The following is a 23,640-nucleotide window of genomic DNA, read 5'->3' as shown; positions in this document are numbered from 1 at the left end:
CCCGAAGCGGGGATAGGGGCTTCCGATACGCTGTGCGGAGTGCTCATCGACCCGACGGTGTGCCGAGTGGAGGGCAGTGGCATGACGGCTGATCTGATCGTGGTTGGGGCCGGACTGTTCGGCTTGACGATCGCGGAACGCGCTGCGAACGAGCTCGGGCTGCAGGTCCTCATCATCGATCGCCGCTCGCACATCGGTGGCAACGCCTACAGCGAGACGGAGCCCGAGACCGGCATCGAGGTGCACCGCTACGGCGCGCACCTGTTCCACACCTCGAACGAGCGGGTGTGGGAGTACGTGAACCGGTTCACGACGTTCACGCCCTACGTGCACCGCGTGTACACGAAGCACCAGGGTGTCGTCTTCCCGATGCCGATCAACCTCGGCACGATCAACCAGTTCTTCCAGGCGGCGTACTCGCCCACCGAGGCGCGGGAACTCATCCGCAGCCAGGCCGATGCCGCCTCCGGCACCGAGGCGACGAACCTCGAGGAGCGCGGCGTCTCGCTCATCGGCCGCCCCCTCTACGAGGCGTTCATCGCCGGGTACACGCAGAAGCAGTGGCAGACCGATCCGCGTGAGCTGCCGGCGGACATCATCTCGCGCCTGCCCGTCCGGTACAGCTACGACAACCGGTACTTCAACGACACCTACGAGGGCCTGCCGACGGACGGCTACACCGCGTGGTTGACGAAGATGGTGGACCACCCGAACATCGAGGTGCGTCTCGAGACCGACTTCTTCGACGAGAGCCAGCCGATCCACCGCGGGAACACGCCGGAGGGCGTGCCCGTCGTCTACACCGGGCCGATCGACCGCTACTTCGACTACCTCCACGGGCGGCTCGGCTGGCGCACGCTCGACTTCGAGCAGGAGGTCCACCCGGTGGGCGACTATCAGGGCACCTCGGTGATGAACTACGCCGACGCCGAGGACGAGTTCACCCGCATCCTCGAGTTCCGGCACTTCCACCCCGAGCGCGACGGCTACCCGGATGACAAGACGGTCATCGTGCGGGAGTTCTCGCGCATGGCCACGGCCGACGACGAGCCGTACTACCCGGTCAACACCCCGACCGACCGGGAGCAGTTGGCCCGATACCGCGAGGCGCAGGCGTTCGAACCCGACGTGTTCTTCGGCGGCCGGCTGGGCACCTACAAGTACCTCGACATGCACATGGCGATCGCCTCGGCGCTCACGATGTTCGACAACCAGCTCGCGCCGCGACTGCGGGAGCTCGCGGAGTAGTCCGCGCGGCCGAACCCGTCCGACGACCGGCGTGGTCCGGTCGGTCGGAGCGGGTCAGGCGGCGCGCCGGGCCGCGGTGCGCTTCGCGTACTCCTGGTAGACGAAGCCGGCCGCGCCCGCGATCATGCCGGCACCCCGGGCCACCGCCCGCTCGCCACGCGCGACGTGGGTGAGCTTGCCCGTGACGCGTCCGAGCAGGACCCGTCCGCTGCCGCCGACGACACGGACGACCCCGCCCAGGAGGTACTGCAGACGCACCCGGATCGCGTGGGCGGGCCCTGATCCTGCGAGCCGCGCGACGGTCTCCTCGACGGTGCCGTTGCGGTAGGCGCGGGTGAGGATCCAGCGGCGGTTGAGTCGGTCCTGCGGCACGTGTTCGTAGACGACGGCCTCGTCGCACCAGAGGATCGTGCCGCCGCCGCGGGTGAGCTGGGTGGTGAAGAGCGAGTCCTCGCCGCCGCTGAAGGCGAGTCGGGTGTCGAAGCGCAGGCCGAGCCGTCGGACGACGTCGAGGTCGAGCAGGAGGTTGTTGGTCGCGACGGCGGGGAGGCGGTCCCCGGTGCGGTGCGCGGGGCGGATGAACGCCCGTCCGGCCACGAGCCAGGCGTCGCGCTCCACCTCGAAGACGGAGACGACGCGGCCGAACACCGCCGCCGATCCGTGATGCGCCCACATCGCGAGCATCGTCGCCAACCAGTCCGGTGCCGGCTCCTCGTCGTCGTCGAGGAAGACGAGCAGTCGTCCGTCCGCTTCGTCGAGGGCACGGTTCCGCACCGCGGCGAGGCCGGGGGTGCCTTCCAGGACGTAGCGCAGCCGGCCGTCCGCGGACGGGGACAGCTCATCGGCGACCACGCGTCCACCGCCGGCCGGGTCGTTGTCGATCACGAGCACCTCGGCGTCCCACTCCCCGCCGGCAGCCGTCTCGGCGAGCTGCGGCAGCAGCGGAGTGAGCAGCCGGCGGAGCTCGGCGTTCCGGTGGAAGGTCGGGACGGCGACGGTCACCCGTCGCGCCGAAGGATGCTCAGCGACCACGACGGTTCCGTCCCGTCGCCCGGCGCAGCGCCGCGGCGCGGCCGAACGCGGCGAGGTGACGCGTCCCGGCATCGGCCCAGTCACGGGCGGAAAGGTCCGGCTGTGCGGAGCGATCGCCTGCCTGCACCAGGGTCAGCGTCCGGTCGAGGTCGTCGGCGGTCAGCTCGCCCTCGTAGGTGTGGATCCAACCCGGCCCCACCTCGGCGGCGAGGGCGGCGTTGGTCTCGTTCGCCGGGATGAGCACCGGCCGGTCGAGGGAGAGGGCGGCGAGGGTGCCGCCCGAGTTGTGCATGAACCGGTACGGCAGCACGACCAGCTCGGCGCTCGTCATGATCGTCACGAGTTCGGCGTCGCTCAGGAAGTGCAGCTCGAGTCGGATGCGGTCATCGTCGGCCGCGAGCCCGGTGATCGTCTCGGCCAGCTCGGTCGTCGAGGGGCGCCCGCCCACGGTCAGGCTCACCCCACGGCCGCGTTCCGCGAGTTCGCGGAAGGTCGTGACGAGGTGTTCGACGCCCTTGTACCGGCGGATCAAGCCCGCGTACCCGAACCGCCCCGGCGTCGCTTCCGAGGCGGGGAACTCGGCGAACCAATCCCGGTAGTGGCCGTGGAGGATGGTCTCGACGGGCTGGTCGGCCGGGAGCGTGGTCGTCTCGTTGATGACGATGCGGAGGGTCGTCGCCCGCTCGAGGCCGACGAGGAGCGCCCGCTGCACCCGGGTGATGTCCTGCGGCAGTTCGACGTTGTGGACGGTCCGCACCACCGCGATCCGTGACAGGCGGAGTCGCGCCAGCAGGAGGGCGAAGCGCACCTGGTTCCCGATCGCCTTGACCCGGTTCGACCCACCGAGGCGGGTCTCCGGCCAGTGCAGGTGCAGCACGTCGTAGCGTCCGAGCAGCGCTCGCCGCCAGGTGAACCGCAGGTGCTCCATCCCGGCCGTGGACCCGAGGGCGCGGTCGAGCTGCACGATGTACGGATTGGTCGTCGGACGCAGGCGCTGGTACGCCTGCATGACGCGGAGTCGACGGGACAACGGCATCTCCTGCCGGGAGAAGGGGCGGTCGGGTGCGCGCTCACGGCCGGATTCGGGTCGGCCAGTGCGCTGCTGGGTAAGCCTAGCGGGCCGCACCTCGGTCGGTGTGCGACGCGGGCACGAGCGCGGCGCGGAGCCCGGCCACGACCTCCGCCCAGTCGTACCGTTCGCGGAGCGTCTCGTACGCCTCGGTCGTTCCAGGACGACCCCAGGCGGCGTCGATCGCCGAGCCGAGTGCCTGCGGTGTCGCCAGCGGATCGACGAGGTGCGCGACGGAGCCCACCGTCTCGCGGAAGACCGGGATGTCGCTCACGAGCAGCGGTGCGCCGAACCGCGCGGCTTCGATCGGCGGGAGACCGAAGCCCTCGTCGAGGGAGAGGTTGGTGACGAGCGCTGCGTGCGCGTACAACCAGGCGAGTTCCGCATCGGTCACGTGCCCGAGGAAGCGGGCTTCACCGCGCTCGACCGCTGCGCTCGCAGCGGGCGTGAGGGCGGTCTCGACCCCGGAGTGCAGGGAGCCGCCCACGATGAGCAGCGGCTGCTCGGGGGTGATGACCTCGGCGGACGCGGCGGCCTCGATGGAGGCGGCCAGGTTCTTGCGGATGTTCAGGCGTCCGACGGTGACCGCGAAGGCCGCGAGATCGGCAGCACCCGCGGGGGCCTGCTGCTCGAGCGATTCGAGGTCGTTGCCCACGGCGAGGCCGACCGCCGTCGCCTGGGGGAGGCGCGGGTTGAGACGACGGATCCGAGCGGCCTCGGTGCTCGTCGAGGTCGCGAGCAGCGAGGCGCGCCTCGCGAGCACGGGCATGAGCGAGAAGTAGGCGCGTTCCGCCCGGCTGAACCACTCCGGGTGCTCCTGGAACATCACGTCGTGGATGAAGGTCAGGTTGCGACCGCCGGCCGGTGCGTAGTTGTGGGCGAGGACTGCGTCCGCACCGACGCGTCGCGCGAGGCGGGGGAGTTCGACGGCGTTCGACACCGCCTGGGGCCAGAGCCGCGTCTCGACCGTCTCGACGCCCTCCGGCAGGTCGTCGACGCGGTCGTCGGCGTGCTTGCGACGCAGGGCGACGACGAGTTCGTCGGCCGGGAAGACCTCGCTCCAGGCGAGGATGAACTCCCGCTGCACCGTCCGGTTCGCCCCGGGGCCGTGCACCCACCAGTAGCCGTCGAAGAGGACTCTCACAGCATCGCCTTCCCGTCGGTCGCCATATACTACCGCCAGTCGGCAGACGTCCCGAGTCGCCGGCGCGGAGGTGTGCGGTGGACCCGATGTATCGCGGTGACGGCCTGGCGATCGTGGTCGTCGACTACGGTTCGTCCGCCCTGCTCGCCGAGCACCTGGTCGCCGTGGAGCACGAACTGCCCGCTGCGCTCATCGTCGTCGTCCACAACCCCACCTCGGCCGCGGAACGCCAGGCGGTCGAGCGGCTCGTCGCCGAGCGCGGTTGGACGGCGGTCTACCCGGCGAGCAACCTCGGCTTCGGTGGTGGGGTCAACGCCGGTGTCGCCGCCGCGCTCGAAGACGAGACGACGACGACCCTCATGCTCCTCAACCCCGACGCGAGCATCGGCGCGGAGGCGACCGCGCTGCTCGTCGACCGTGCCCGCCAGGACCCGCTCACGCTCGTCGGCCCGACCGTGCGCCGTCCTGACGGCCGACCGTGGTCGAGCGGTCACCTCCTGTCGATGCACTCCGGGGCGATGCGTTCCCTCGCCAGCACCGCGCCGTCCGACGACCCGGGGCCGTGGATGCCGTGGCTGAGCGGCGCGTGCCTCGTGCTGAGCGCGACGCTCTGGCGGACCGTCGGCGGGTTCGACGAGGACTACTTCCTGTACTGGGAGGACGTCGACCTCAGCAAGCGTGTGCTCGACGGCGGCGGTTCGATCGTCTTCCTGCCGGAGGCTGTCGCGCTCCACGACGAGGGCGGCACCCATGACGACGGCACCGGTGGCAGCCGCGCGAAGTCGCCGACGTACTACTACTACAACGTCGTCAACCGCCTGCGGTTCGCCGCCGTCCATCTGGACGACGAGCTGCGTCGGCGCTGGCTGCGCGGCTCGCCGCGGGCGTCGTGGCAGATCCTGCTGCGGGGCGGGCGTCGCCAGTTCCTGCACCCGGTCGCCCCGCTCGGCTCGGCCTGGCGCGGGCACCGCGACGGTCGCGCCCTCGTGAAGCGCGCGGCCGCCGGGCCCTATGGTGGGGTCAGCACCGGAACGCCGGTCGCCCTGCCCGAAGAGGAGACCGCATGAGCCCCGTCGTCCGCCGTGGATGGATCATCGGAGGCATCGTGGCCGTCGCGGTCATCGTGGTCGTCGTCATCGTGCTCCTCGTCGTCCGCCCGGCAGCCGCGCCCGGCTCCGGCGACAGCCCCACCACGACGCTGACCCCGAGCGCCGCCTCGACGCCGAGCGCGAGCCCGACGGACGGCGGGGCAGCCGAGGTGCTGCCCGAGTTCCCACCGGCACCGCTCGACGAGCCCGTCTCGGCCCCCAGCGGGCTCTCCGCGACGATCGTCTCGATCGAGTCCGTCGACGGCGAGGCCGTCGGAGCCGGCGATGTCGGCGGTCCGGCGATCCGGGTCACCGTCCGCCTGACCAACGGGTCCACGACACCGCTCGACACCGCCCTCACCGTGGTCAACGGATACTCCGGTGCCGACCGCGAGCCCGCGGGCACGCTCGTCAAGCCGGGCGGCAAGCCGTTCAGCGGCACCGTCGGGCCCGGTGCATCGCAGGACGCGGTCTTCCTCTTCACCATCCCGGAGGACGCTCGGGGAGACGTGACGATCACCGTCGACTACGCGGCGGGACAGCCCGCGTTCGTGTTCCAGGGCGACGCCTCGACGGGCTTCTGAGCCGCCGAGTCCGCGAGCACGCACGGGTCACAACGACGGGTGTCAGCGCCCACGGGTGGTGACCCCCGCCCGTGTGGCACCACCTTTGGGGGTGCTCAGGCCCTTGGCCGGGCCGTGAGCTGAGCCATAGTATCCACCCTGGGTACACGCAGTTCGGGTTGTCGTGTTTCCGCTAACGAATCGTGCTTTGTTACGGATTACGAGGAACCACATTGTCCAGCCTGCCTGCAGCCCGCGGTGCGTCCGATGACGCTGTCGCCCCCGCTCTCCGACGACTCGGTCGCGTCGTCCTGACCGCGCTCGCGACCGCCGCCGTCGTCGGCGGCACCCTGGTCTCGATGCCGACGGCCGCCGTCGCGGCCGAACCCGCGGCCGCCGCTGCCACCCCGCTGCCGACCACCGTCGCCGCGGACGCCCTGCCGACCGCGCAGATGGACGGGGTCGCCTGGGGCCAGGCCGTCGCCGGCAACACGGTCTTCGTCGGCGGCGACTTCGCGAAGGCCCGCCCGGCAGGCGCGGCAGCGGGGGTCAACACCGTCGACCGCAAGAACCTCATGGCCTACACGATCTCGACCGGCGTCATGACCTCCTGGAACCCGAGCGCCAACGGCGTGGTGAACAGCCTCGCCGTGTCGCCCGACGGCTCCCGGCTCTACGTCGGCGGCACGTTCACGACGATCAACGGCGTGACCCGGAACCGCGTCGCCGCGTTCGACACCGCGACCGGCGCCCTGATCTCCAGCTTCGCCCCGGTCGTCAACGGCAAGGTCATGTCCGTCAAGGCGACCAACTCCACCGTCTACATCGGTGGTGAGTTCACGAGCGTCGGCGGCGCCACCCGCACGAAGGTGGCCGCGGTCAGCGCCTCCACCGGCGCCCTGCTGCCCTTCACCGTCGACCTCCAGGGTGGCTGGGGCGTCCGCGCCCTCGTCGTCTCGCCCGACGGCGGCAAGCTCGTCATCGGTGGCTCGTTCACCTCGACCAACGGCTCCACGAGCCCCGGCCGGGGCCTCTCCGCGGTCGACGCCGTCACCGGAGCGACCATGCCGTTCGGCGTGAACAGCGTCATCCACAACGGTGGCGAGAACTCGGCGATCTACTCGCTCGCGTCCGACGGCACCTCCGTCTACGGCACCGGCTACGACTTCTACGGTGACTCCACGCTCGACGACTTCGAGGGCACCTTCAAGGCCTCCTGGTCGGACGGCACGATGCAGTGGATGGCCGACTGCCACGGCGACACGTACTCGGTCGACGTCGTCAAGGACATCGTCTACACCGCCAGCCACGCGCACTACTGCGGCAACATCGGCGGCTTCCCACAGCCCGACCCGTGGGTGTTCCACCACTCGCTCGCCTTCAGCCCCAACGCCACCGGCACGATCACGCCGGACGTCCACGGCTACCGCAACTTCACCGGCAACCCCTCGCCGTCGCTCCTGCAGTGGTACCCGACGTGGCAGACCGGCACCAAGACGAAGCTGTACCAGGCCGGTTGGAGCGTCGTCGGCGCTGGTGACTACGTCCTCTACGCCGGTGAGTTCCTCGGCGTCTCCGGCGCGAAGCAGCAGGGACTCGTCCGCTTCGCGACGCGTGACAAGGCCCCCAACAAGCGTGCGCCTGAGGTGTGGGGCGACAACTGGAAGCTCACCGCACTGTCCTTCCGCGCCGGGCAGGTCCGCCTCAGCTGGCCCGCCAACTACGACCCCGACGACGCGACGCTGACCTACCAGATCTTCCGTCAGGACAAGGGCACCTCGGTCCCGATCTACACGACGACCGAGACCTCGAACTTCTGGACCCAGCCGGCGATGCTCTTCACCGACACGAACGTGACGGCCGGCCAGACCTACAACTACCGCGTCAAGGCGATCGACCCATGGGGCAACTCCACGCAGACGAGCACCTGGGTTCCGGCGACCGCCACCGGCGGCAACTCCTTCAGCTCCTACAACGGTGCCGTGCTCGACGCGGCCCCGTCGAACTACTGGCCGCTCGGTGAATCCTCCGGGACGAGCGCCTACGACTGGGCGTCCGGGAACGACCTGACGCTGGCGTCGCCCTCGGCGCGTGCCGTCTCCGGTCCGAACCTCGCCCAGGCCAACACGGCGACGTCCTTCGGGGGCACCTCCTCCTCCTTCGGCGTTTCGAGCATCGCGCAGCCGGCCCCGAACACCTTCAGTGTCGAGGCGTGGTTCCAGTCCAGCAGCACGCAGGGCGGCAAGATCGTCGGCTACGGCAACGCCAAGACCGGCAACTCCGGGAGCTACGACCGCCAGGTCTACCTCGACACCTCCGGAAGCGTCGTCTTCGGCGTGTACCCGGGATCGGTGCGGACCGTGCAGTCGGCGGCCGGCTTCAACGACGGCCAGTGGCACCACGTGGTCGCCTCCATGGGCGCCGACGGCATGACCCTCTCGCTCGACGGCAAGAAGGTCGCGAGCCGTGCCGACACCACGACCGGACAGGACTACTCCGGCTACTGGCGGGTCGGCGGCGACAACATCGGCGGATGGCCGGGTGTCGGTTCCTCCTACCTCGACGGCAGCATCTCCGACGTCGCGGTCTACCCGACGGTGCTCAACCGGGCGACGATCGACGCGCACTGGGTCGCCTCGGGCCGTACCTCCACGGTGCCGGCCGCCCCGGCGGACACCTACGGTCAAGCGGTCTTCGCTCTCGACCCCGACCTCTACTGGCGGCTGAACGAGTCGACCGGTCCGAAGGCCGCCGACTCGGGACCCCTCGGGAACACCGGCACCTACTGGGGTGACGTCTCGAAGCAGACGCCGGGCGCGCTCTCCGGCGTCACCAACACCGCGGCGACGTTCTCACCGAACGGCAACTCCGGCGTCGGCAGCGACAAGACCTTCTCGAACCCGCGCAACTACGCGGTCGAGACCTGGTTCAAGACGGACACGACGAGCGGCGGCAAGCTCATCGGCTTCGGCAACCGCTCGACCGACGGCACGTCGAACAACTACGACCGCCACGTCTACATGACGCCGGACGGACGACTGAACTTCGGTGTCTACACCGGCAACACGGTCATCGTGTCGTCGCCGTCCTCCTACAACGACAACACCTGGCACCACGTGGTCGCCGAGCAGTCGAGCACCGGCATGCAGCTGTACGTCGACGGTTCGCTCGTCGCCTCCGGCACGGAGACGAACGCGCAGGACTACACCGGCTACTGGCGCATCGGTGGTGACAGCACGTGGGGCGGTGACAACTGGTTCCGCGGTTCGCTCGACGAGTTCGCCGTGTACGGCAAGACGTTGACGGCCGCGCAGATCAGCGACCACTACTCGCTCGGGAAGATCGGCCGGGTCAACGCCCTGCCGACCGCGGCGTTCACCGCGACGCCGAGCGACCTCGGCGCGACCTTCGACGCCGCCGGCTCGACGGACTCCGACGGGACGATCGCCTCCTACGCCTGGGACTTCGGCGACGGCACGACGGGCAGCGGGGTGACCGCGACGCACACGTACGGCGCCGCCGGCAGCTATGCCGTGAAGCTCACGGTGACCGACGACCTCGGCGCGTCCACGACGCGCACCGAACAGGTGACGGTCGTCGCGCCCAACGTGGCGCCCACCGCGATCTTCTCCGCTTCGGTCGCGAACCTGGCGCTCTCCGTCGACGCCTCCTCCTCGGCCGACCCGGACGGCACCATCGCCTCCTACGCCTGGAACTTCGGCGACGGCACGAGCGGGGTCGGCGCGACCGCGTCCCACACCTACGCGACCGCCGGTTCCTTCACGGTGACACTCACGGTCACCGACAACCGGGGCGCGTCGGCCACGTCCACGCAGCAGGTCGCGACGGCCCTGCCGCCGAACCAGCTGCCGACCGCGGCCTTCACGCAGTCGAAGAACCTGCTGACCGTGTCGGTCGACGCCGCGACCTCCACCGACACCGACGGGTCCATCACGGGCTACGCCTGGGACTTCGGAGACACCACGACGGCGACCGGCAAGACCGCGAGCCACAGCTACGCGGCCGCCGGCACGTACACGATCACGCTCACGGTGACCGACGACCGTGCCGGTACCGCGATCACCTCGCAGACCGTCACCGTCGCCCCGGCGCCCAACGTGGCACCGACGGCGTCGTTCACCTCCTCGGCGAACCTGCTCGTCGCCTCCTTCGACGGATCCGCGTCGACCGACACCGACGGTTCGATCGCCTCCTACGCCTGGGCGTTCGGTGACGGGACCACCGGAACCGGCGCGACGGCCCAGCACAGCTACGCGGCGGCTGGGACCTACTCGGTCGTCCTGACCGTGACCGACAACCGCGGCGGGACGGCGACGGCGACCCGGTCGGTGACCGTCGCAGCGGCCCCGACGGCGACCGTGCTCGCCCAGGACGACTTCGAGCGCACCAGCGCGAGCGGCTGGGGCTCGGCTCCGGTCGGCGGTGCCTGGTCGCTCCAGGGAGCGGCGACCACCTACAGCGTCGGCGACGGCTCGGGCATCGTGAACCTCGCGAAGCTCGACACCCGTGCCGCCCGCCTCGGTGCGAAGTTCGACGACGCGGTCACGACCGTCTCGTTCTCCGTCGACCGCACCGGTCCCGGGTACTACGTGGCGGTGATCGGCCGACAGGTCGGAGCCAACGCGTACACCGCCCGGGTGCGCTGGGAAGCCAACGGTCAGGTCCGTCTCTACCTCTTGAAGAACGAGACCCAGATCGTCGACTCGAAGCTGCTCGACATCGTGTACGCGCCGGGTGACCGTCTGACGATCTCCGTCAAGGCGTCCGGCACGAGCCCGACCACCCTCGGTGCGAAGGTCTGGAAGACGGGCACGACCGAGCCCTCCGCCTGGCAGCTGAGCGGCACGGACACGGATGCCACGATGCAGGCGACCGGTCAGATCGGACTCATCTCCTACCTGTCGAACTCCTCGGCGTCGGCGACGGCGAAGCTCCGCATCGAGCAGTTCACCTCCGTCACCTCGGCCGCGGCCACCCCGGTCACGCCCCCGGCACCGCCGGCGAACGTGAACCCGGTCTCCGCGTTCACGATGGCGGCCACCGACCTGTCGGTGACCTTCAACGGCTCGACGAGTTCCGACAGCGACGGCTCCATCGCGTCCTACGCCTGGACCTTCGGGGACGGCGCCACGGCGACCGGCGCCACGGCGACGCACGCCTACGCCGCAGCCGGTGCCTACCCGGTGACCCTCACCGTCACGGACAACCGTGGCGGGACCCACACGAGTCAGCAGACCGCGACGGTCTCGGCACCGGTGCCGCCGGTCCTGCCGCCCGTCGACCCGCCGGTCGACCCGCCCGTGGAGCCGCCGGTCGACCCGCCGGCAGCGGAGGAGCCCGTCGCCCTCGACGACTTCGACAACCGCCAGGCCGCGAACGGCTGGGGAGCCGCCGAGGAGGGTGGCGCGTGGAGCACCACCGGACCGGCGACGAGCTACAGCGTCGCGAACGGCGTCGGCAAGATCACCGCGAACGCCACCGAGACGCGCAGCGCGGTCCTGGCCGGGGTGTCGATCCGCGACGCCCTCGTCGAGACGACGTTCTCCGTCGACAAGGCCCCTGCGGGCGGCGCGCACACGGTGACGATCGCCGGACGGAAGATCGGCAACTCGGTCTACTCCACCCGCGTCCGCCTCGACGCCGCCGGCCTCATCCGCGTCTACATCCTCCGGGACGAGACGCCGCTGGCCGACAGCTACGTGCTCCCGGGCGGCGCATACGTCGCCGGTCAGAAGCTCCACGTGACGCTCTCCGTCACCGGTGCTGGACCGACCACGGTGCAGGCCAAGGTGTGGCGTGACGCGGAGACGGAACCGGCCGCGTGGCAGCTGAGCGCGACCGACGCCACCACGGCGATGCAGGCTCCGGGAGCCGTCGGTGTCATCACCTACGTCACGGGCGCCAACACCAACGGCACGACCACGCTCTCCGTCGACTCGTTCAAGGTCACGGGAGAATAGACAGGGTGACCCTTCCACACCTGAGCATCCTCGTCGCCTCCGAGCTTCGTACCGAGGACTACGCGTCCCGGTACGAGGCCGGAGCGGCACCGGACCGGGCGCCGTACGGGGCCAACCACGTCCCGGGCGGCTGGCACTTCAGCGTCCTGGGCGGTGGCGACCCGAACGGGTTCGCGGCTCGGCTCTCGAGACTGTCGAAGCGCCTCCTGGTGTTCGACGTCGGCCAAGCGCTCTCGCACCTCCGCGACCTGCGGCGGTCCGAGTACGTGTACTGCCACAGCGAGGTCGAGTACCTCGGTGTCGGCCTGGTGTTCCGGCTCCTCGGGATCAGGCGACCGGTGCTCGTCGGGCAGACCATCTGGCTGTTCGCGGAATGGTCGAAGCACCCCAAGTGGCTGCAGCGCATCATGCGGTTCGCCCTCGCCAGGGTCGACCTCTTCGTCGCGAACGCCGAACCGAACGCGGAGGCGGGGCGGGCCCTCGTCTCGTCCGGTCGCCACCGCTACGTCCCCTTCGGCGTCTCCTCGGTCTTCGCGGCCACCTCGCCGACGGACGACGTCGAGCCGGCACCCCGGCTCCTGTCCGTCGGCAACGATCGCGCCAGGGACTGGCGCACGCTCGAGCAGGCGCACCGGCTCCTCGGTGCCCCGTCGCTGCGGATCGCGTCCAACAAGAAGATCCTCGCGGACCACGACGCCGTCGAGACGCGCGCGACCACGACCGTCGCGGAGCTCGTGTCGCTCTACCGCTCGGCCGAGGTCACCGTCGTGAGCGTCACGCCCAACCTGCACGCGAGCGGCATCACCACGCTGCTCGAGCTCGCGGCCGCCGGCGGTGCCGCCGTCGCCACACGGGCCGGTGGATTGGACGCCTACTTCTCCGACGACGAGGTGCTCTTCGTCCCCGCAGCGGACCCCGAGGCCCTCGCCACGGCGATCTCCTCGCTGCTCGACGACCCGGAGGAGCGCCGACGTCGGTCCGAGCGCCTCGCCGCCGCGTTCCAGGAGCGTCAGTACACGACCGCCGCCTACTGGCGCCGGGTCACCGAGGCTCTGGCGGAGCTTCCGTCGCGCGTCCGAGGCGCCTGATCCGCAGCGCGTAGGGCAGGATCTGCCCGAGCGTCACGGCCAGCGCGTTGCCGAGCATCGGGCCGACGGCGCCGAGGGTCGGGGTCAGCGCGAAGGCAAGGGCCACCGACACGGCGGCCATGAGCAGGGTCGGTGCGACCTGGAACCGGACGCCGGCGGTGTCCATCATGAACATGCCGAGCGGGTAGAGCGCCGCCTGGGCGGCGACCATCACGCCGAAGGCGAGCACGATCTCGACCGGGACCTCCACCTTGCCGCCGGAGATGAAGCCGAACACCCACGGGCCGGCGATGACCATGGCACCCGTGAAGAGGAGCACGCCGCCCGCGAAGCACGCGGCCAGGAGGAACGGTCCGGTCGTCGGGTTGCCGCTCGCCCGTGCCTTCGCGTAGCGCGGCCAGAGGGTCAGGCCGGCGGCGCTGACGAGTCCCTGCAGGGCGAAGAAGAACTGGCCGGCCATCGCGTACTGCGCGAGCGCGGCGGCGGACACGAACTGCGCGAGCACGAAGCGCTGGGACTGCATCGAGAGGGGCGTGGCGAGGAGCTGGGCGAGCATGGGCCAGCCCATGTCCATGACGCGGACGCCCGGGTGCCGCTTGACGAAGGGGATACGCCGGGCGGCGGTGCCGATGAGCGGGCTCGTGAACCGACGCGCGAGGAGGAAGCCGGTGAGGGCGACGCCGCCGGCCGCCAGGAGCGACCCGAGCGCCAGGTACGGATGCAGGGTCTCGGGGCCGACCGTGAGCGCGAGCCAGATGAGGAGGAGCGTCAGGGGGGACTGCACGCCCTGGATCATGATGATGATGTGGTTCCGCTGCAGGCCGAGGAGGATGCGCGTCCAGATGCCCAGCGGGATGCTGCAGCAGAAGACGGTGATCGCCAGGAACGCCGCGAGCGAGGAGCCGGGGATGTCGCCGGCGTCACCGAGGAACGCCGGCCACACACCGGCGAGGAGGAAGACGGTGTTCACCGCCATCAGCACCGCGGCGAAGGTGAGCATGATCCGTCCGACGGTCGTCACCTGCGCCGTGAGGGTCGGGTCGTCGCGCGGGTGGTCGGTCGTGGCGATGCGGTTCACGAGCACGGCCCCTGAGCCGAGGTCCGCGAACGACACCAGCCCTGGGAGGGCGACGACGAGGGTGTAGAGCGCGTATTCGTGCACTCCGGCGTCGGCGATGATGAGCCGGGTCGTCGTGAGGCCGCAGATGAGCGCGATGAGCATGGTGACGGCTTTTGCGCCGACCGATTTGACGGTGTTCACGACGGGGATCCAAGCGGGGTGTGGGGGAGCGGTGGGCCGGCAGGCCGGTCACCGGTCGGGCGGGATGCAGGAGGCGTCGCCCTGGCGCGGTTCACCAGGACGACGGCGAAGAAGAGGGTCATCGTCACCAGGGAGCTCGGCAACGGACTGAAGAAGAGGTCCCACACGGTGCGGATGCCGAGGTACAGCTCGAGGCCGCTGATGCGGCGGTCGGTCAGCCGGGAGGAGACGCCGAACAGGGCGAAGCCGACGGTGATGATGAGCCACACCAGGCCGACGACGCCGAACAGGATCCAGACGTCGCCGATGATCGAGTGCACCTCGAAGCCCGGGGAGAACATGTACCGCTCGACGTACCCGTTGTTCGGGTCGTAGCCGAGGGAGCTCATGCCCGACTTCGCGACCAGCACGTCCGTCATCGACGGTGAACTGCCGGAGCCGTAGCCGCCCGGTTGGTGGAAGAGGAGCGACACCGTCGCGCCGAGCTCCGGTCGACCTCCGAGGATGAGCGAGCCGGACGCCTCGATCTGGGCCTCCGAGCGCTGTTCCGTACTCGTCCCGAGGTAGCCCTCGAGGATCGCGGCCTGCGCGAGGAGGAACACGAGGTAGCCGACGATCGCCATCCGGCCGAGCGCCCACCAGGCGTGGGCGCGGCCACGCGCGACCGGGATGCGCTGCATGGTGACGATGGCCGCCGCCATGAGGAACATCGCCGCCGCCGACCGTGAGTCGTTGGCGGCGCTGATGAGGCTGAGGGCGATCAGGAGCACGATGTCCAGCCACCGGCGCCCGGCCCACCAGGACAGGCCGAGGAGGAGGATCGCGATCGGGACGGACAGCCCGAACTTCCACGGGTTGGTCTCGAACGACGCGCCGAACGGCAGGCCGAACACCATCCCCAGCCCGTACAGCGAGGCCATGCGAGGCGTCCCGATGATGCTCCGCGCCCAGAGCAGCGCGCCGACGGACAAGAGGATCCCGGCGATGCGCGCGGAGTTCATGGTGGCGAGGTAGCTCGAGACCGCGTGGTCGCCGGCGGCGAACCCGGTGATGAGCAGACCGGACACGATCGCCAGGAGCCCGAGGAGCAGCATGGTCGCGGCGCCCTGGTACCGGCGGAGGGTGCTCAGCCAGAGCGGGGCGATGATCGCGCTGGCGGCAGCGGCGAAGAGGATGTCGTCGTAGCGCGGGTATCGCATGCCGATCGCGACGCACAGGGCGGCGGCGACCGCGAACTCGAGCGCCCGGCGGCCACGGTCGGGGTCGGCCCGGCGGGGCGTGAGCCCCGGCCCGGGTCCGCCGCGCAGCGCCGCTGGGATGGTCGTCACGGCTCAGCGACCGAGGCGCTCGGCGACGGCGTGACGGATGTTCGAGACCGACTCGACCTCCGAGGTGTAGTACTTGCTGTTGCGGTCCCCGCGCTTGACGCGGTTGAGCACGATGCCGACGAGCTCGGCCCGCGCGCCCTCGACCGCGGACACGGCCTTCGCGAGGTGGCGGTGGCGGGTGAACCGTTCGCGCACGACGATGAGCATGCCGTCGGCCATGTTGCCGAGCCACAGCGAGTCGGTCACGGTGATGATGGGCGCCGAGTCGATGACGACGAGGTCGTAGTCGGAGGACGCCTGCTCGAGCAGCAGGCGCATGCTCGACGAGCTGAGCAGCTGGCTCGGGTTCGGGGGCGTCGTGCCGGCGGTGAGGACGTCGAGGGTGTCGGAGCCCCACGACTGCACGGCGTCCTGCAGGTCGTGCTGACCGAGGAGGACGGAGGTCAGACCGACAGTGCCGTCGAGCTGCGTGTACGTCGCGACGGTGGGGTGGCGGAGGTCGGCGTCGATGAGCAGCACCCGCTGGCCGGACTCGGCGTGCTGCTGGGCGAGGCCGATCGCGACCGAGCTCTTGCCCTCGTCGGGCTGCGCCGAGGTCACGACGACGGACCGGATGGGGCGGTCGATGCTCGCGAACCGGAGGTTGGCGGACAAGGTGCGGAACGACTCCGCGACGAGCCCCTGCGGGTTCGTGCGCAGCGACACCAGGACCGGTGCTCCTCGGCGCGCTTCGGAGATCTCGCCGAGGATGGGCGCCGCGGTGTCGTGTGCGACGTCCGCTCCGTCGGTGATGCGGGTGGACAGCGCGCGTCGGACGAACGCGAACACGATCCCGAGGAGCAGGGCGATGGCCCCGCCGACGGCGGCGTACAGGGTCGAGCTCGGCGAGAACTGCGCGTTGGGGAGCGTCGCGGAGTTGATGCTCGTGAGGCGTACCGTCGGCTGGTCCTGGTCGTCCTGGGGGGAGACGTCCGCGACCGCGCTCGACAGGGACGCGACGACGGAGTCGTTGATCTGCTTGGCGCGGCTCGGGTCGGAGTCGACGACGGAGATCTCGATGATCGCGGTGTTGAGCGGCGAGTCCGCCGAGACGGACTTGCTGAGCCGCGCGACGGTGGTGTCGAGGTCGAGCTCGTCGACGACGGGCTGCAGGACGAGGTTCGACTCGGCGAGCAGTGCGTACGTCTGGACGAGGCTCTGCACGTAGTTCGAGCCCTGGGCGAGCTCCGAGGTGCTCTCGCCGCGCTCGGCCGAGAGCAGCACGCTGCTCGTCGATCGGAACATCGGCACCTGGGTCTTCGCGACGACGTAGCCCGTCGCGCATCCGACGACCACCAGGACGGCGATGAGGACCCAGTACTTGCGAAGGGTCTGGACGTACTCGTGCAAGGTCATTTCGGGTCCCCCGTGGTCAAGGATGAATGGTCGTGTCGATGGGCTCCGACCGCCGCATTGGTATACTCGGTGCGGTTCTCAGGAGGCTGGATTGTCGATTGTCTCAACCGGCGTTCTCGCCGTCTGCCGTGCGAACGTGTGCCGGTCGCCGCTGGCCGAGTTCCGTCTGCAGCACGAACTCCCGGCCGCGTTCGGCGTCGAAGGTCTGCGCGTGGACAGTGCCGGCACCGAGACGGTGTCCGGGGCGAAGATCTGCGCCGAGGTGTACCGCCGGCTCATGCCCGCGGACGGAGCCGCGTTCGCCGCGAAGCACGTCGCGGCGCAACTGGATGCGCAGCGCATCGATGACGCGGGCCTGATCCTGACGATGACCACGGCCGCGCGCGGTTCCGTCGGCGCCATCGCGCCGTCCGCCCGCGCGAAGACGTTCACCCTCGTCGAAGCGGTCGGACTGCTCTCGCTCGAGCCCTCCGTCGCGGAACTCGACGTCCTCGCCGCCAACGCGGACCCGGTCGCCGCGGTCGCCGCCGTGTTGAACGGCCGCCGTGGCCTGCTCGGCGACGGGCCGAAGTTCAGCCGGTCGACGCGTCGGGTGACCGACGGTCTCGACGTCCTCGACGCGCACACCGATCGGGGAGCCCGGCACGGTGACGTGCTGCAGGCCGTCGACGAGCTCACGGCCGTCCTGGTGCGCGACATCGGGGTGCTCACGGCGCTCACGCCGCGCTGACGCGGTCACGATGCCCGTCCTCGGCGGGCGCGGAGCCGGCGGAGGACCATCGCCGGGTAGTACCGGGCGCGGTAGACCGCGATGAACCGTAGCGCCGCGGCCGTGCTCGGGAAGAGTCCACGGGCGACCCAGAACCGGGCGACGGCGAGGACGCCGTCGCGGTCCATGCGGGCGAGGGCGGTGCGGTGGACGGCGACCGTGGTCGTGGAGGACGCCATCGCGTCGTCGAGGACCGCGCGGACCTGTGCGCCGGAGCGGTGCCGCGGCCAGACGGTCGGGCTCTCGAGCGGTTCGCCGGAGGTGATGTCGTGCAGGGTCTCGCCATCGGTGAGCCGAGCTGCGGTGTACATGAAGAACTCCGTGAGTCCGGCGCGTTCGAACTCGGCGGAGAAGCCCTGCGGGTGGCGTGAGCCGAGATCGGCGACGAGGGTCCTGACGGCCGAGGTCGACAGGAGGAAGGGAGTGGCGGTCGAGGTGAAGCCGGCGACGAGGGTCTCGGCGTCGAGTCCGCTGTAGGCGAGGACGGTGCGTAGCTGCGGCTGCAGCGGGTGCTGCGCGTAGGAGTGCACGCCGCCGTTGGGCCGGCCGTCCGAGGCGAAGAGGTCGCCGGTGGTCGTGGGGCGGATGAACACGGTCTTGGCGTCGAGGACGAGGTACCAGTCGGTCTCGACGCGGTCTGCGATGAGGAGCTTCAGGGCCTGCTGCGCCCGCCAGCCGCTCGTCGCCGTCGGCTCCGTGAGGAGGTCGTCCGGGCGGACGATCTCGAGCTTCGAGGCGAGGGGGCCGTAGGCCGCGGTCAGGCGACGACGCGCCCCGGTGCGGAGGCCGGTGGACGAGTTGTCGATGACGAGGATCCGGGCGACGAGCGCCTGGTCGACGTAGCGTGCGAGGGATCGGGCCTGGAGGCGCAGCAGGTCGAACTCCGGCTCGAAGACGACCGTCACGAGGGTGACGGCGTCCGGTGAGGGCTTGGTGTTCACTGCGTCCGCTCGTTCCGGAGATCAGGCCGTCAGATCGGCGTCGGGTGGTGGTTCCGCCCTGTCGCGCCCACCGGATTCGGGTCGGGTGGGCGGGACAGCGGCTGTTGAACATGTTCAGCGTATGGGGCCGGACAAGCGCCTTGTAGCCCCAGATCAGGGGGGACAACAAGCGGGGGGCGTCACCCCGTCGGGTGTCCTTTGCGCCCCGGCCGACAACTGTCCGACCGAGACTGAGATGCCCAGGTCCGCAGAATCAGCTACTCGCTCCGGCGCCCGCCGAATGCACTCCAATGGATCGCGGCTGCCGCAATATGCGCGACCTCCACTGGCAGGATGAAGCCATGAGCGAAACCTGGTTCATCCTCTGGTTCCTCGGTGACCCCGTCTTCTGGGACTGGGCACGAACCCTTGGCGCAGCCGCACTAGGTGCCGGCGCGACAGCCTTCTTCGCATCGGGAGCCCAAAAGGCGCAGTTCCGCCAGCAGCTCGACGCTCAGACCAAACAGTGGGGAAACGAACGCGACGCCAAGGTCATTGACGACTCAATGGCCGATGCCCGCAAACTCGTTGAGGACTTCACCTCCGTCCATCGCGAGATTCAGCAGCATGAAGGATCTGTCGGTGCCATTTTCGGCAAGGATTCCTACCCCGAGGCATGGTCGAAGATCTGGACCAAGGAGCGCTCGCTGAAGATCGACGTCGCCAGCGAATACATCGTCGACGACCGCACCCGATCTGAGATCGGCCGGATAGTCCGCATCCTTGACCAAGCAGGCGACATCACCTCGGAGGGCTGGCATGGCCGTTCAACGATGTCCCTCCGCCGACTCACCCTGAACGTCACTTCCGCAGCAATCACAGAGCTCGGCGCATACATCCGCCACGCCGAGCGCTCCACCGTCAACGACACTCACCTTGACACCCTCGTTCGTATCGCTGCCGCCTACGACGACTACATCGACATGGAGATCGAGCGCGCCGAAGAAGCCGGCCGAGAACTCGTCGAGGCTGAGCGCGCCGAAGCTGAGCAGGCTGTCGAATCGGCACAACCGGAAACGCCCGAGCAAGACCCACCATCCACCACAGACCGCGGCTGACTTGGCCCCTCTGAGATCAACGCGCGGCGTCCGCTCCGGCTTCCAGCGCTGCGACCCGGTCCAGGATCTTCTGCGGCACCGCAGGGCGATCGCGCAACCACAAAGTCACGTTGGCCGTTAGAAGAGCAACCCACTTACGGCTTTCCATGTCGGTATCATCCTCGGCTTCCGAGCTGCTCTTGCTGGCTGCAATCGAGGCCTGGATCAAAGAAGTACCGTGAATTATTTCGTTGCCCAACCAGGCAGCGATCGGCTTGTCGTCGCCGCGGAGCAGGCCATGCAGAATGGTCACCCGCGAGTGCAGACTGATCAGCTTGCCAGGAGTGTCCTGAGCGTTGGCCTTCACGAGCAGCATTCCGCTTAAGGCCTCCAGCAGTGGCTCCGTTGCAGCGTGCACACGCTCGTCATAGCGATCGTTGCGAACGGATGCGAGCTCTTCCGCCCGCATCTCTCGGGCATGCTCGCGCTCAGCCTGCCGGTCTAGCGCGTCGAGGTCGCGTTGCTCGGCACGATCGACTGATGCCGCCTGCCGCTCAGTTTCCCGATCCTTCGTCGATGCTCTTCGCTCGCTGACAAACACGCGCCACGCGATCATCGCAGCGATCCCACCACCGATGACGGCGCCGATCATGGGAGGGAACGCCTGTCCGATGACGTCGACCCATGCATTCATCGGGTCCACCGCACTGGGGTCCACCACGGTGGGCCCGCTCGTCGGGGGAATCGTTGGCGCATCAGTCATGCATCGGATCCTATCTACCTCGCTCCGGGACGGGTGGCCACAGACGCTGTCGCCCTGGCACGTCTACAGATTCGAACCATGAGATATATCCAGCGATACAGCAGCGACCTCTCTCAGGTTCCAACGGACATAACTGCCTTGCTCACGATACGTACGACACCCCGCAGGCGGGCTCACGCCGCCTCCGCGCTATGGAAGGATGACCACATGCTTGACGCCGATGTGCGGTTCGCGCTTCACGCGCGGCTGAGGGAGGAACATCGTCATGAATTGGCGGCGACGAGGTTCCTAGATGAACTGGCCATCGCAGGGCGTGTCCGTATCGACGCGGCAGTTCTGAACGGGAGCTTCTCTGGGTACGAGATCAAGAGCGCGAGGGACACCCTGCGTCGTCTCCCGAATCAGGTTGAGGTCTACTCGAAGGTCTTGGACTTTGCGACGCTCGTCGTGGCGCAGAATCACGCGGCGCACGCCATTCCGCTTCTTCCATCTTGGTGGGGGGTGATTGAGGCCGTCGATACTGATGGTGCGACAACGCTGAGGGCGCATCGAGCAGCCACTCAGAACCCGTCTGTCGACCCCCGGCTTCTGTGCACCCTCCTATGGCGGGACGAAGCGCTATCGGCCCTAGCGGATCGGGATTTGGACCACGGAGTGCGGAGCAAGCCGAAGTCAGCCATTTGGGACCGCCTCGCTGAGGCGGTCCCAATCCGAGAGCTTCGGGATCTTGTTCGCGAGAGCCTGAAGGCTAGGGAAGGATGGAGAGCTGATGCTCTACCACTTCCAGGTGGCGCACCGTCCCCCACTCGCGCCAAGCTTTCGGCGCTCCCGGTGTAGTGGTTCCAGCGATGACTTGGTCGATCCAGTCGTCGGCCTGGGACGAGATCGGGGTTCGGTAGGCGGGGTGAGCCGCAAGCACGCGAAGCGCAGGGGGGAGTGCCGCTCCACCCTTTCCGCTCCCGCCCTGTCCCTTGAACAGCTCCCCCTTGGCGAGCAGCCAATCGTCCTCAATCGTGTAGCGGAGAGCAGCGCTGATGCTCATGAACCGCGGGTCGACGCCGAGATCGATGCTCTGCGGGTTGAGGATGCCGTAGTCAAAGAAGTCCGGCTTCACGGTCCCGGCCGCGCGAGCTTTCGCATGGACCGAGCTGAAAACTTGCCACTCAGAGCGAGGGAGCTCGCTGATTCCACGAGGAGTCCCGGTGACGATAGGGAAGCCTGCTCCTCCCGTTGTGATCGAGCGGAAAGCGGCGAACCGGGACAGCGCCAGCAGCTCGTTGTAGGCAGACTGAGAGGTGATTGCAGTCGATTCGCTTTCGAAGTCTGAGAAAACGTCGACCTCCGACTGAGGAATTCCGAGGGTCGCGCCGAGAGTGTTGATGGCAGACGGATCGATGGTCAACCACTCTGCTGGTGCAAGTCGAATCGCTACTCCGAGGCCGTACTTACCGTGCGCCGCGGACACCGCAGCGTAGTGAGCGGTCGACCGTCCGGGCGACGTCATGGGTATGAGTTCGAGACCCAGCTTGGCGGCCTCGTCGACCATCCACGTCAAGGGGAAGGTTCCGTGCACATCCTCCTCGGTGTCCAGGAGCGTGAGATCAACATAGGCTCGCCGCTTTCCTCGGGCGTCGGCAAGCTTCTGCGGAAGGCCCTTTAAATGGTCCGCGAGGCTCTTGGAATACGCCTCTTTATCAAAATCCCAGGGGCGGGGCGGCACGAGGAACGCCGGCGTCATGGAGTTCTGGGTGGTCGCAGTGAGCCGTTTCAAAGCTGCGAGCTCACCCGCGCGCACCAGAAGTATCGGGCGGTAATGGGACATGTGACTCCTCCGTCAGATGATGAACGCTCCCCGCGCCCTCTCTCAAAGTAAGGTCACTGACTGATTCCAGATAGAGGGACGCCCCTAGGCTCTACCTCAGTACCGGCGACGCTATACCCCGTCGCCGTCGATCCCGTTCGGTGGCCCATCCCGGCCGTCACGTTTTGAATTCCCGTCGAAGCAACGTGCATTGGCGAAGCAATCGGTGGACCAACTGAGATGATTGACCGTGCTCTACGCCTTCCTTGACGAGTCTTACACCGCCGACCGGTACTACGTCGGCGCGATAATCGTCGAAGAAAGCAACCTGCGAGCGCTTGGGGCGGCGCTGGCTGACGGCAGGACATACGCTCAGGGTTTCGGCGTCATGGATCCGAAGATCGAATACCACGCTCATAAGATCATGAGCGCTCAGGACGGCTGGGAAGCGCTCGGGAAGAACACGCGAGCCAAGTTGGCGATATACCGTGATGTTCTTCGACGAATTGCAGCGCTACCGGTCAAGATGGTAATCCGCGGCGTCGATGTGAACCGCCTCAATCAGCGCTACCGCTACCCCTATCCTCCACACCGGATCACACTTGCGCACGCGCTTGAGGCCATCGATGAGTACGCGGAGAGCGTTGGCGATGTCGTCACCGTTATCGCCGATGAGATCCAGGGCCAGGCCGTGCATATTGCCCAAGCGGCCCGGTACCAGTCGACAGGCACGGGCGGCTACTTGTCACGCAAGCTGCTTCAGATCCAGATGCCGATCGTGTTTGGAGTGTCGGCTCAGTCTCCAGGCGTGCAGTGCGCCGACCTCTACCGTCGCTTGGACGCTCATCAGGAAACTCGACCGCAGACGAGGCGCGCAGTTGAGGACATGTGGGAGATCCTCCGCCCGCTTCAGCATAAGGTTCGGCGCTGGGACCCTTAAGCACTGAAGGCCCCGCAAAGCGGGGCCTCAGGCAGACAACGCCCCGGATACCGGTTCGTCGTAGCACCATTATGACACGGTTTGGCATAGGCGTCGATCCTCGCACGATGATCGTGTTGCTCCGCTCAGCGCCGACTCGGCGGGGTCGAATCA

At 68.8% G+C, this 23,640-nt stretch carries 18 protein-coding genes; 9 read left to right on the top strand and 9 right to left on the bottom strand.

The genetic code is table 11. The features are described 5' to 3' along the window. Positions 1-81 precede the first annotated feature (81 nt). Positions 82-1,248 (top strand): UDP-galactopyranose mutase, encoded by a 1,167-nt coding sequence (gene glf, locus ASF68_RS06965; protein WP_056008581.1) that lies wholly within the window; start codon positions 82-84, stop codon positions 1,246-1,248. A gap of 54 nt (positions 1,249-1,302) precedes the next feature. Here the strand turns inward: glf and ASF68_RS06960 are convergent, their stop codons facing one another. From ASF68_RS06960 to ASF68_RS06950, 3 genes are all read right to left on the bottom strand, one after another. Beyond that, positions 1,303-2,250 carry a glycosyltransferase family 2 protein gene (locus tag ASF68_RS06960; protein ID WP_162239344.1) on the bottom strand — a complete coding sequence of 316 codons (948 nt, stop codon included), beginning with the start codon at positions 2,248-2,250 and terminating at the stop codon, positions 1,303-1,305. Positions 2,251-2,269: 19 nt separating this feature from the next. Next, positions 2,270-3,316 carry a glycosyl transferase gene (locus ASF68_RS06955; RefSeq protein ID WP_056008575.1) on the bottom strand — a complete coding sequence of 349 codons (1,047 nt, stop codon included), beginning with the start codon at positions 3,314-3,316 and terminating at the stop codon, positions 2,270-2,272. A 76-nt stretch (positions 3,317-3,392) separates the two neighbouring features. Further along, positions 3,393-4,493, bottom strand: coding sequence for a glycosyltransferase (locus ASF68_RS06950; protein ID WP_056008572.1), 1,101 nt, complete (start codon positions 4,491-4,493; stop codon positions 3,393-3,395). A gap of 86 nt (positions 4,494-4,579) precedes the next feature. On the opposite strand from ASF68_RS06950, the gene ASF68_RS06945 reads away from it, so the two are divergent. The 4 genes from ASF68_RS06945 to ASF68_RS06930 all read left to right on the top strand — a co-directional run bounded on the left by ASF68_RS06945 (position 4,580) and on the right by ASF68_RS06930 (position 13,213). Further along, the gene (locus ASF68_RS06945) at positions 4,580-5,560 is read left to right on the top strand and encodes a glycosyltransferase (protein WP_056008569.1); all 981 of its coding nucleotides are present in this window, start codon (positions 4,580-4,582) and stop codon (positions 5,558-5,560) included. Continuing rightward, the gene (locus ASF68_RS06940; RefSeq protein ID WP_056008566.1) at positions 5,557-6,165 is read left to right on the top strand and encodes a hypothetical protein; all 609 of its coding nucleotides are present in this window, start codon (positions 5,557-5,559) and stop codon (positions 6,163-6,165) included. Before ASF68_RS06945 ends, ASF68_RS06940 begins: the two co-directional genes overlap by 4 nt. Positions 6,166-6,377: 212 nt before the next feature. Beyond that, positions 6,378-12,125 carry a LamG domain-containing protein gene (locus ASF68_RS06935; protein ID WP_082498515.1) on the top strand — a complete coding sequence of 1,916 codons (5,748 nt, stop codon included), beginning with the start codon at positions 6,378-6,380 and terminating at the stop codon, positions 12,123-12,125. A gap of 5 nt (positions 12,126-12,130) precedes the next feature. Beyond that, on the top strand, positions 12,131-13,213 hold the full coding sequence (locus ASF68_RS06930) for a glycosyltransferase (protein ID WP_056008563.1): 1,083 nt from the start codon (positions 12,131-12,133) through the stop codon (positions 13,211-13,213). On the opposite strand, the gene ASF68_RS06925 is transcribed toward ASF68_RS06930, so the two are convergent. The 3 genes from ASF68_RS06925 to ASF68_RS06915 are packed head-to-tail and all read right to left on the bottom strand — an operon-like array spanning position 13,167 to position 17,197. Further along, entirely contained in the window at positions 13,167-14,474 is a 1,308-nt protein-coding gene (locus ASF68_RS06925) for a lipopolysaccharide biosynthesis protein (protein ID WP_056008560.1), read from the bottom strand. The two genes, ASF68_RS06930 and ASF68_RS06925, sit on opposite strands and share 47 nt — an antisense overlap. After that, positions 14,471-15,802, bottom strand: a complete 1,332-nt coding sequence (locus tag ASF68_RS06920; protein WP_056008557.1) for a hypothetical protein — start codon at positions 15,800-15,802, stop codon at positions 14,471-14,473. Before ASF68_RS06920 ends, ASF68_RS06925 begins: the two co-directional genes overlap by 4 nt. Before the next feature lie 3 nt (positions 15,803-15,805). Continuing rightward, positions 15,806-17,197 (bottom strand): polysaccharide biosynthesis tyrosine autokinase, encoded by a 1,392-nt coding sequence (locus ASF68_RS06915; RefSeq protein ID WP_056008554.1) that lies wholly within the window; start codon positions 17,195-17,197, stop codon positions 15,806-15,808. A 91-nt stretch (positions 17,198-17,288) separates the two neighbouring features. On the opposite strand from ASF68_RS06915, the gene ASF68_RS06910 reads away from it, so the two are divergent. Further along, the gene (locus ASF68_RS06910) at positions 17,289-17,927 is read left to right on the top strand and encodes a hypothetical protein (protein WP_162239343.1); all 639 of its coding nucleotides are present in this window, start codon (positions 17,289-17,291) and stop codon (positions 17,925-17,927) included. A gap of 5 nt (positions 17,928-17,932) precedes the next feature. On the opposite strand, the gene ASF68_RS06905 is transcribed toward ASF68_RS06910, so the two are convergent. After that, positions 17,933-18,907 carry a DUF6492 family protein gene (locus ASF68_RS06905; RefSeq protein WP_056008547.1) on the bottom strand — a complete coding sequence of 325 codons (975 nt, stop codon included), beginning with the start codon at positions 18,905-18,907 and terminating at the stop codon, positions 17,933-17,935. Positions 18,908-19,248: 341 nt separating this feature from the next. Between ASF68_RS06905 and ASF68_RS06900 the strand changes: the two genes are divergently transcribed. Beyond that, complete coding sequence (locus tag ASF68_RS06900; RefSeq protein ID WP_157580237.1) at positions 19,249-20,004, top strand: hypothetical protein; 756 nt, start codon at positions 19,249-19,251, stop codon at positions 20,002-20,004. A gap of 16 nt (positions 20,005-20,020) precedes the next feature. Here ASF68_RS06900 and ASF68_RS06895 read toward each other — a convergent pair whose 3' ends face one another. Then, positions 20,021-20,746: a hypothetical protein gene (locus ASF68_RS06895; RefSeq protein WP_157580235.1), complete on the bottom strand. Its 726-nt coding sequence runs from the start codon at positions 20,744-20,746 to the stop codon at positions 20,021-20,023. A gap of 78 nt (positions 20,747-20,824) precedes the next feature. On the opposite strand from ASF68_RS06895, the gene ASF68_RS19395 reads away from it, so the two are divergent. After that, on the top strand, positions 20,825-21,583 hold the full coding sequence (locus ASF68_RS19395; protein ID WP_369796427.1) for a sce7726 family protein: 759 nt from the start codon (positions 20,825-20,827) through the stop codon (positions 21,581-21,583). On the opposite strand, the gene ASF68_RS06890 is transcribed toward ASF68_RS19395, so the two are convergent. Next, complete coding sequence (locus tag ASF68_RS06890; protein ID WP_056008538.1) at positions 21,495-22,568, bottom strand: beta family protein; 1,074 nt, start codon at positions 22,566-22,568, stop codon at positions 21,495-21,497. The two genes, ASF68_RS19395 and ASF68_RS06890, sit on opposite strands and share 89 nt — an antisense overlap. Positions 22,569-22,797: 229 nt before the next feature. Between ASF68_RS06890 and ASF68_RS19025 the strand changes: the two genes are divergently transcribed. Beyond that, the gene (locus ASF68_RS19025) at positions 22,798-23,487 is read left to right on the top strand and encodes a DUF3800 domain-containing protein (protein ID WP_056008535.1); all 690 of its coding nucleotides are present in this window, start codon (positions 22,798-22,800) and stop codon (positions 23,485-23,487) included. Positions 23,488-23,640: the final 153 nt, after the last annotated feature.

The organism is Plantibacter sp. Leaf314 (genome assembly GCF_001423185.1).
In the GTDB taxonomy this organism is placed as follows: Bacteria; Actinomycetota; Actinomycetes; order Actinomycetales; family Microbacteriaceae; genus Plantibacter.
This window is presented reverse-complemented; position numbering and strand designations above follow the sequence as displayed.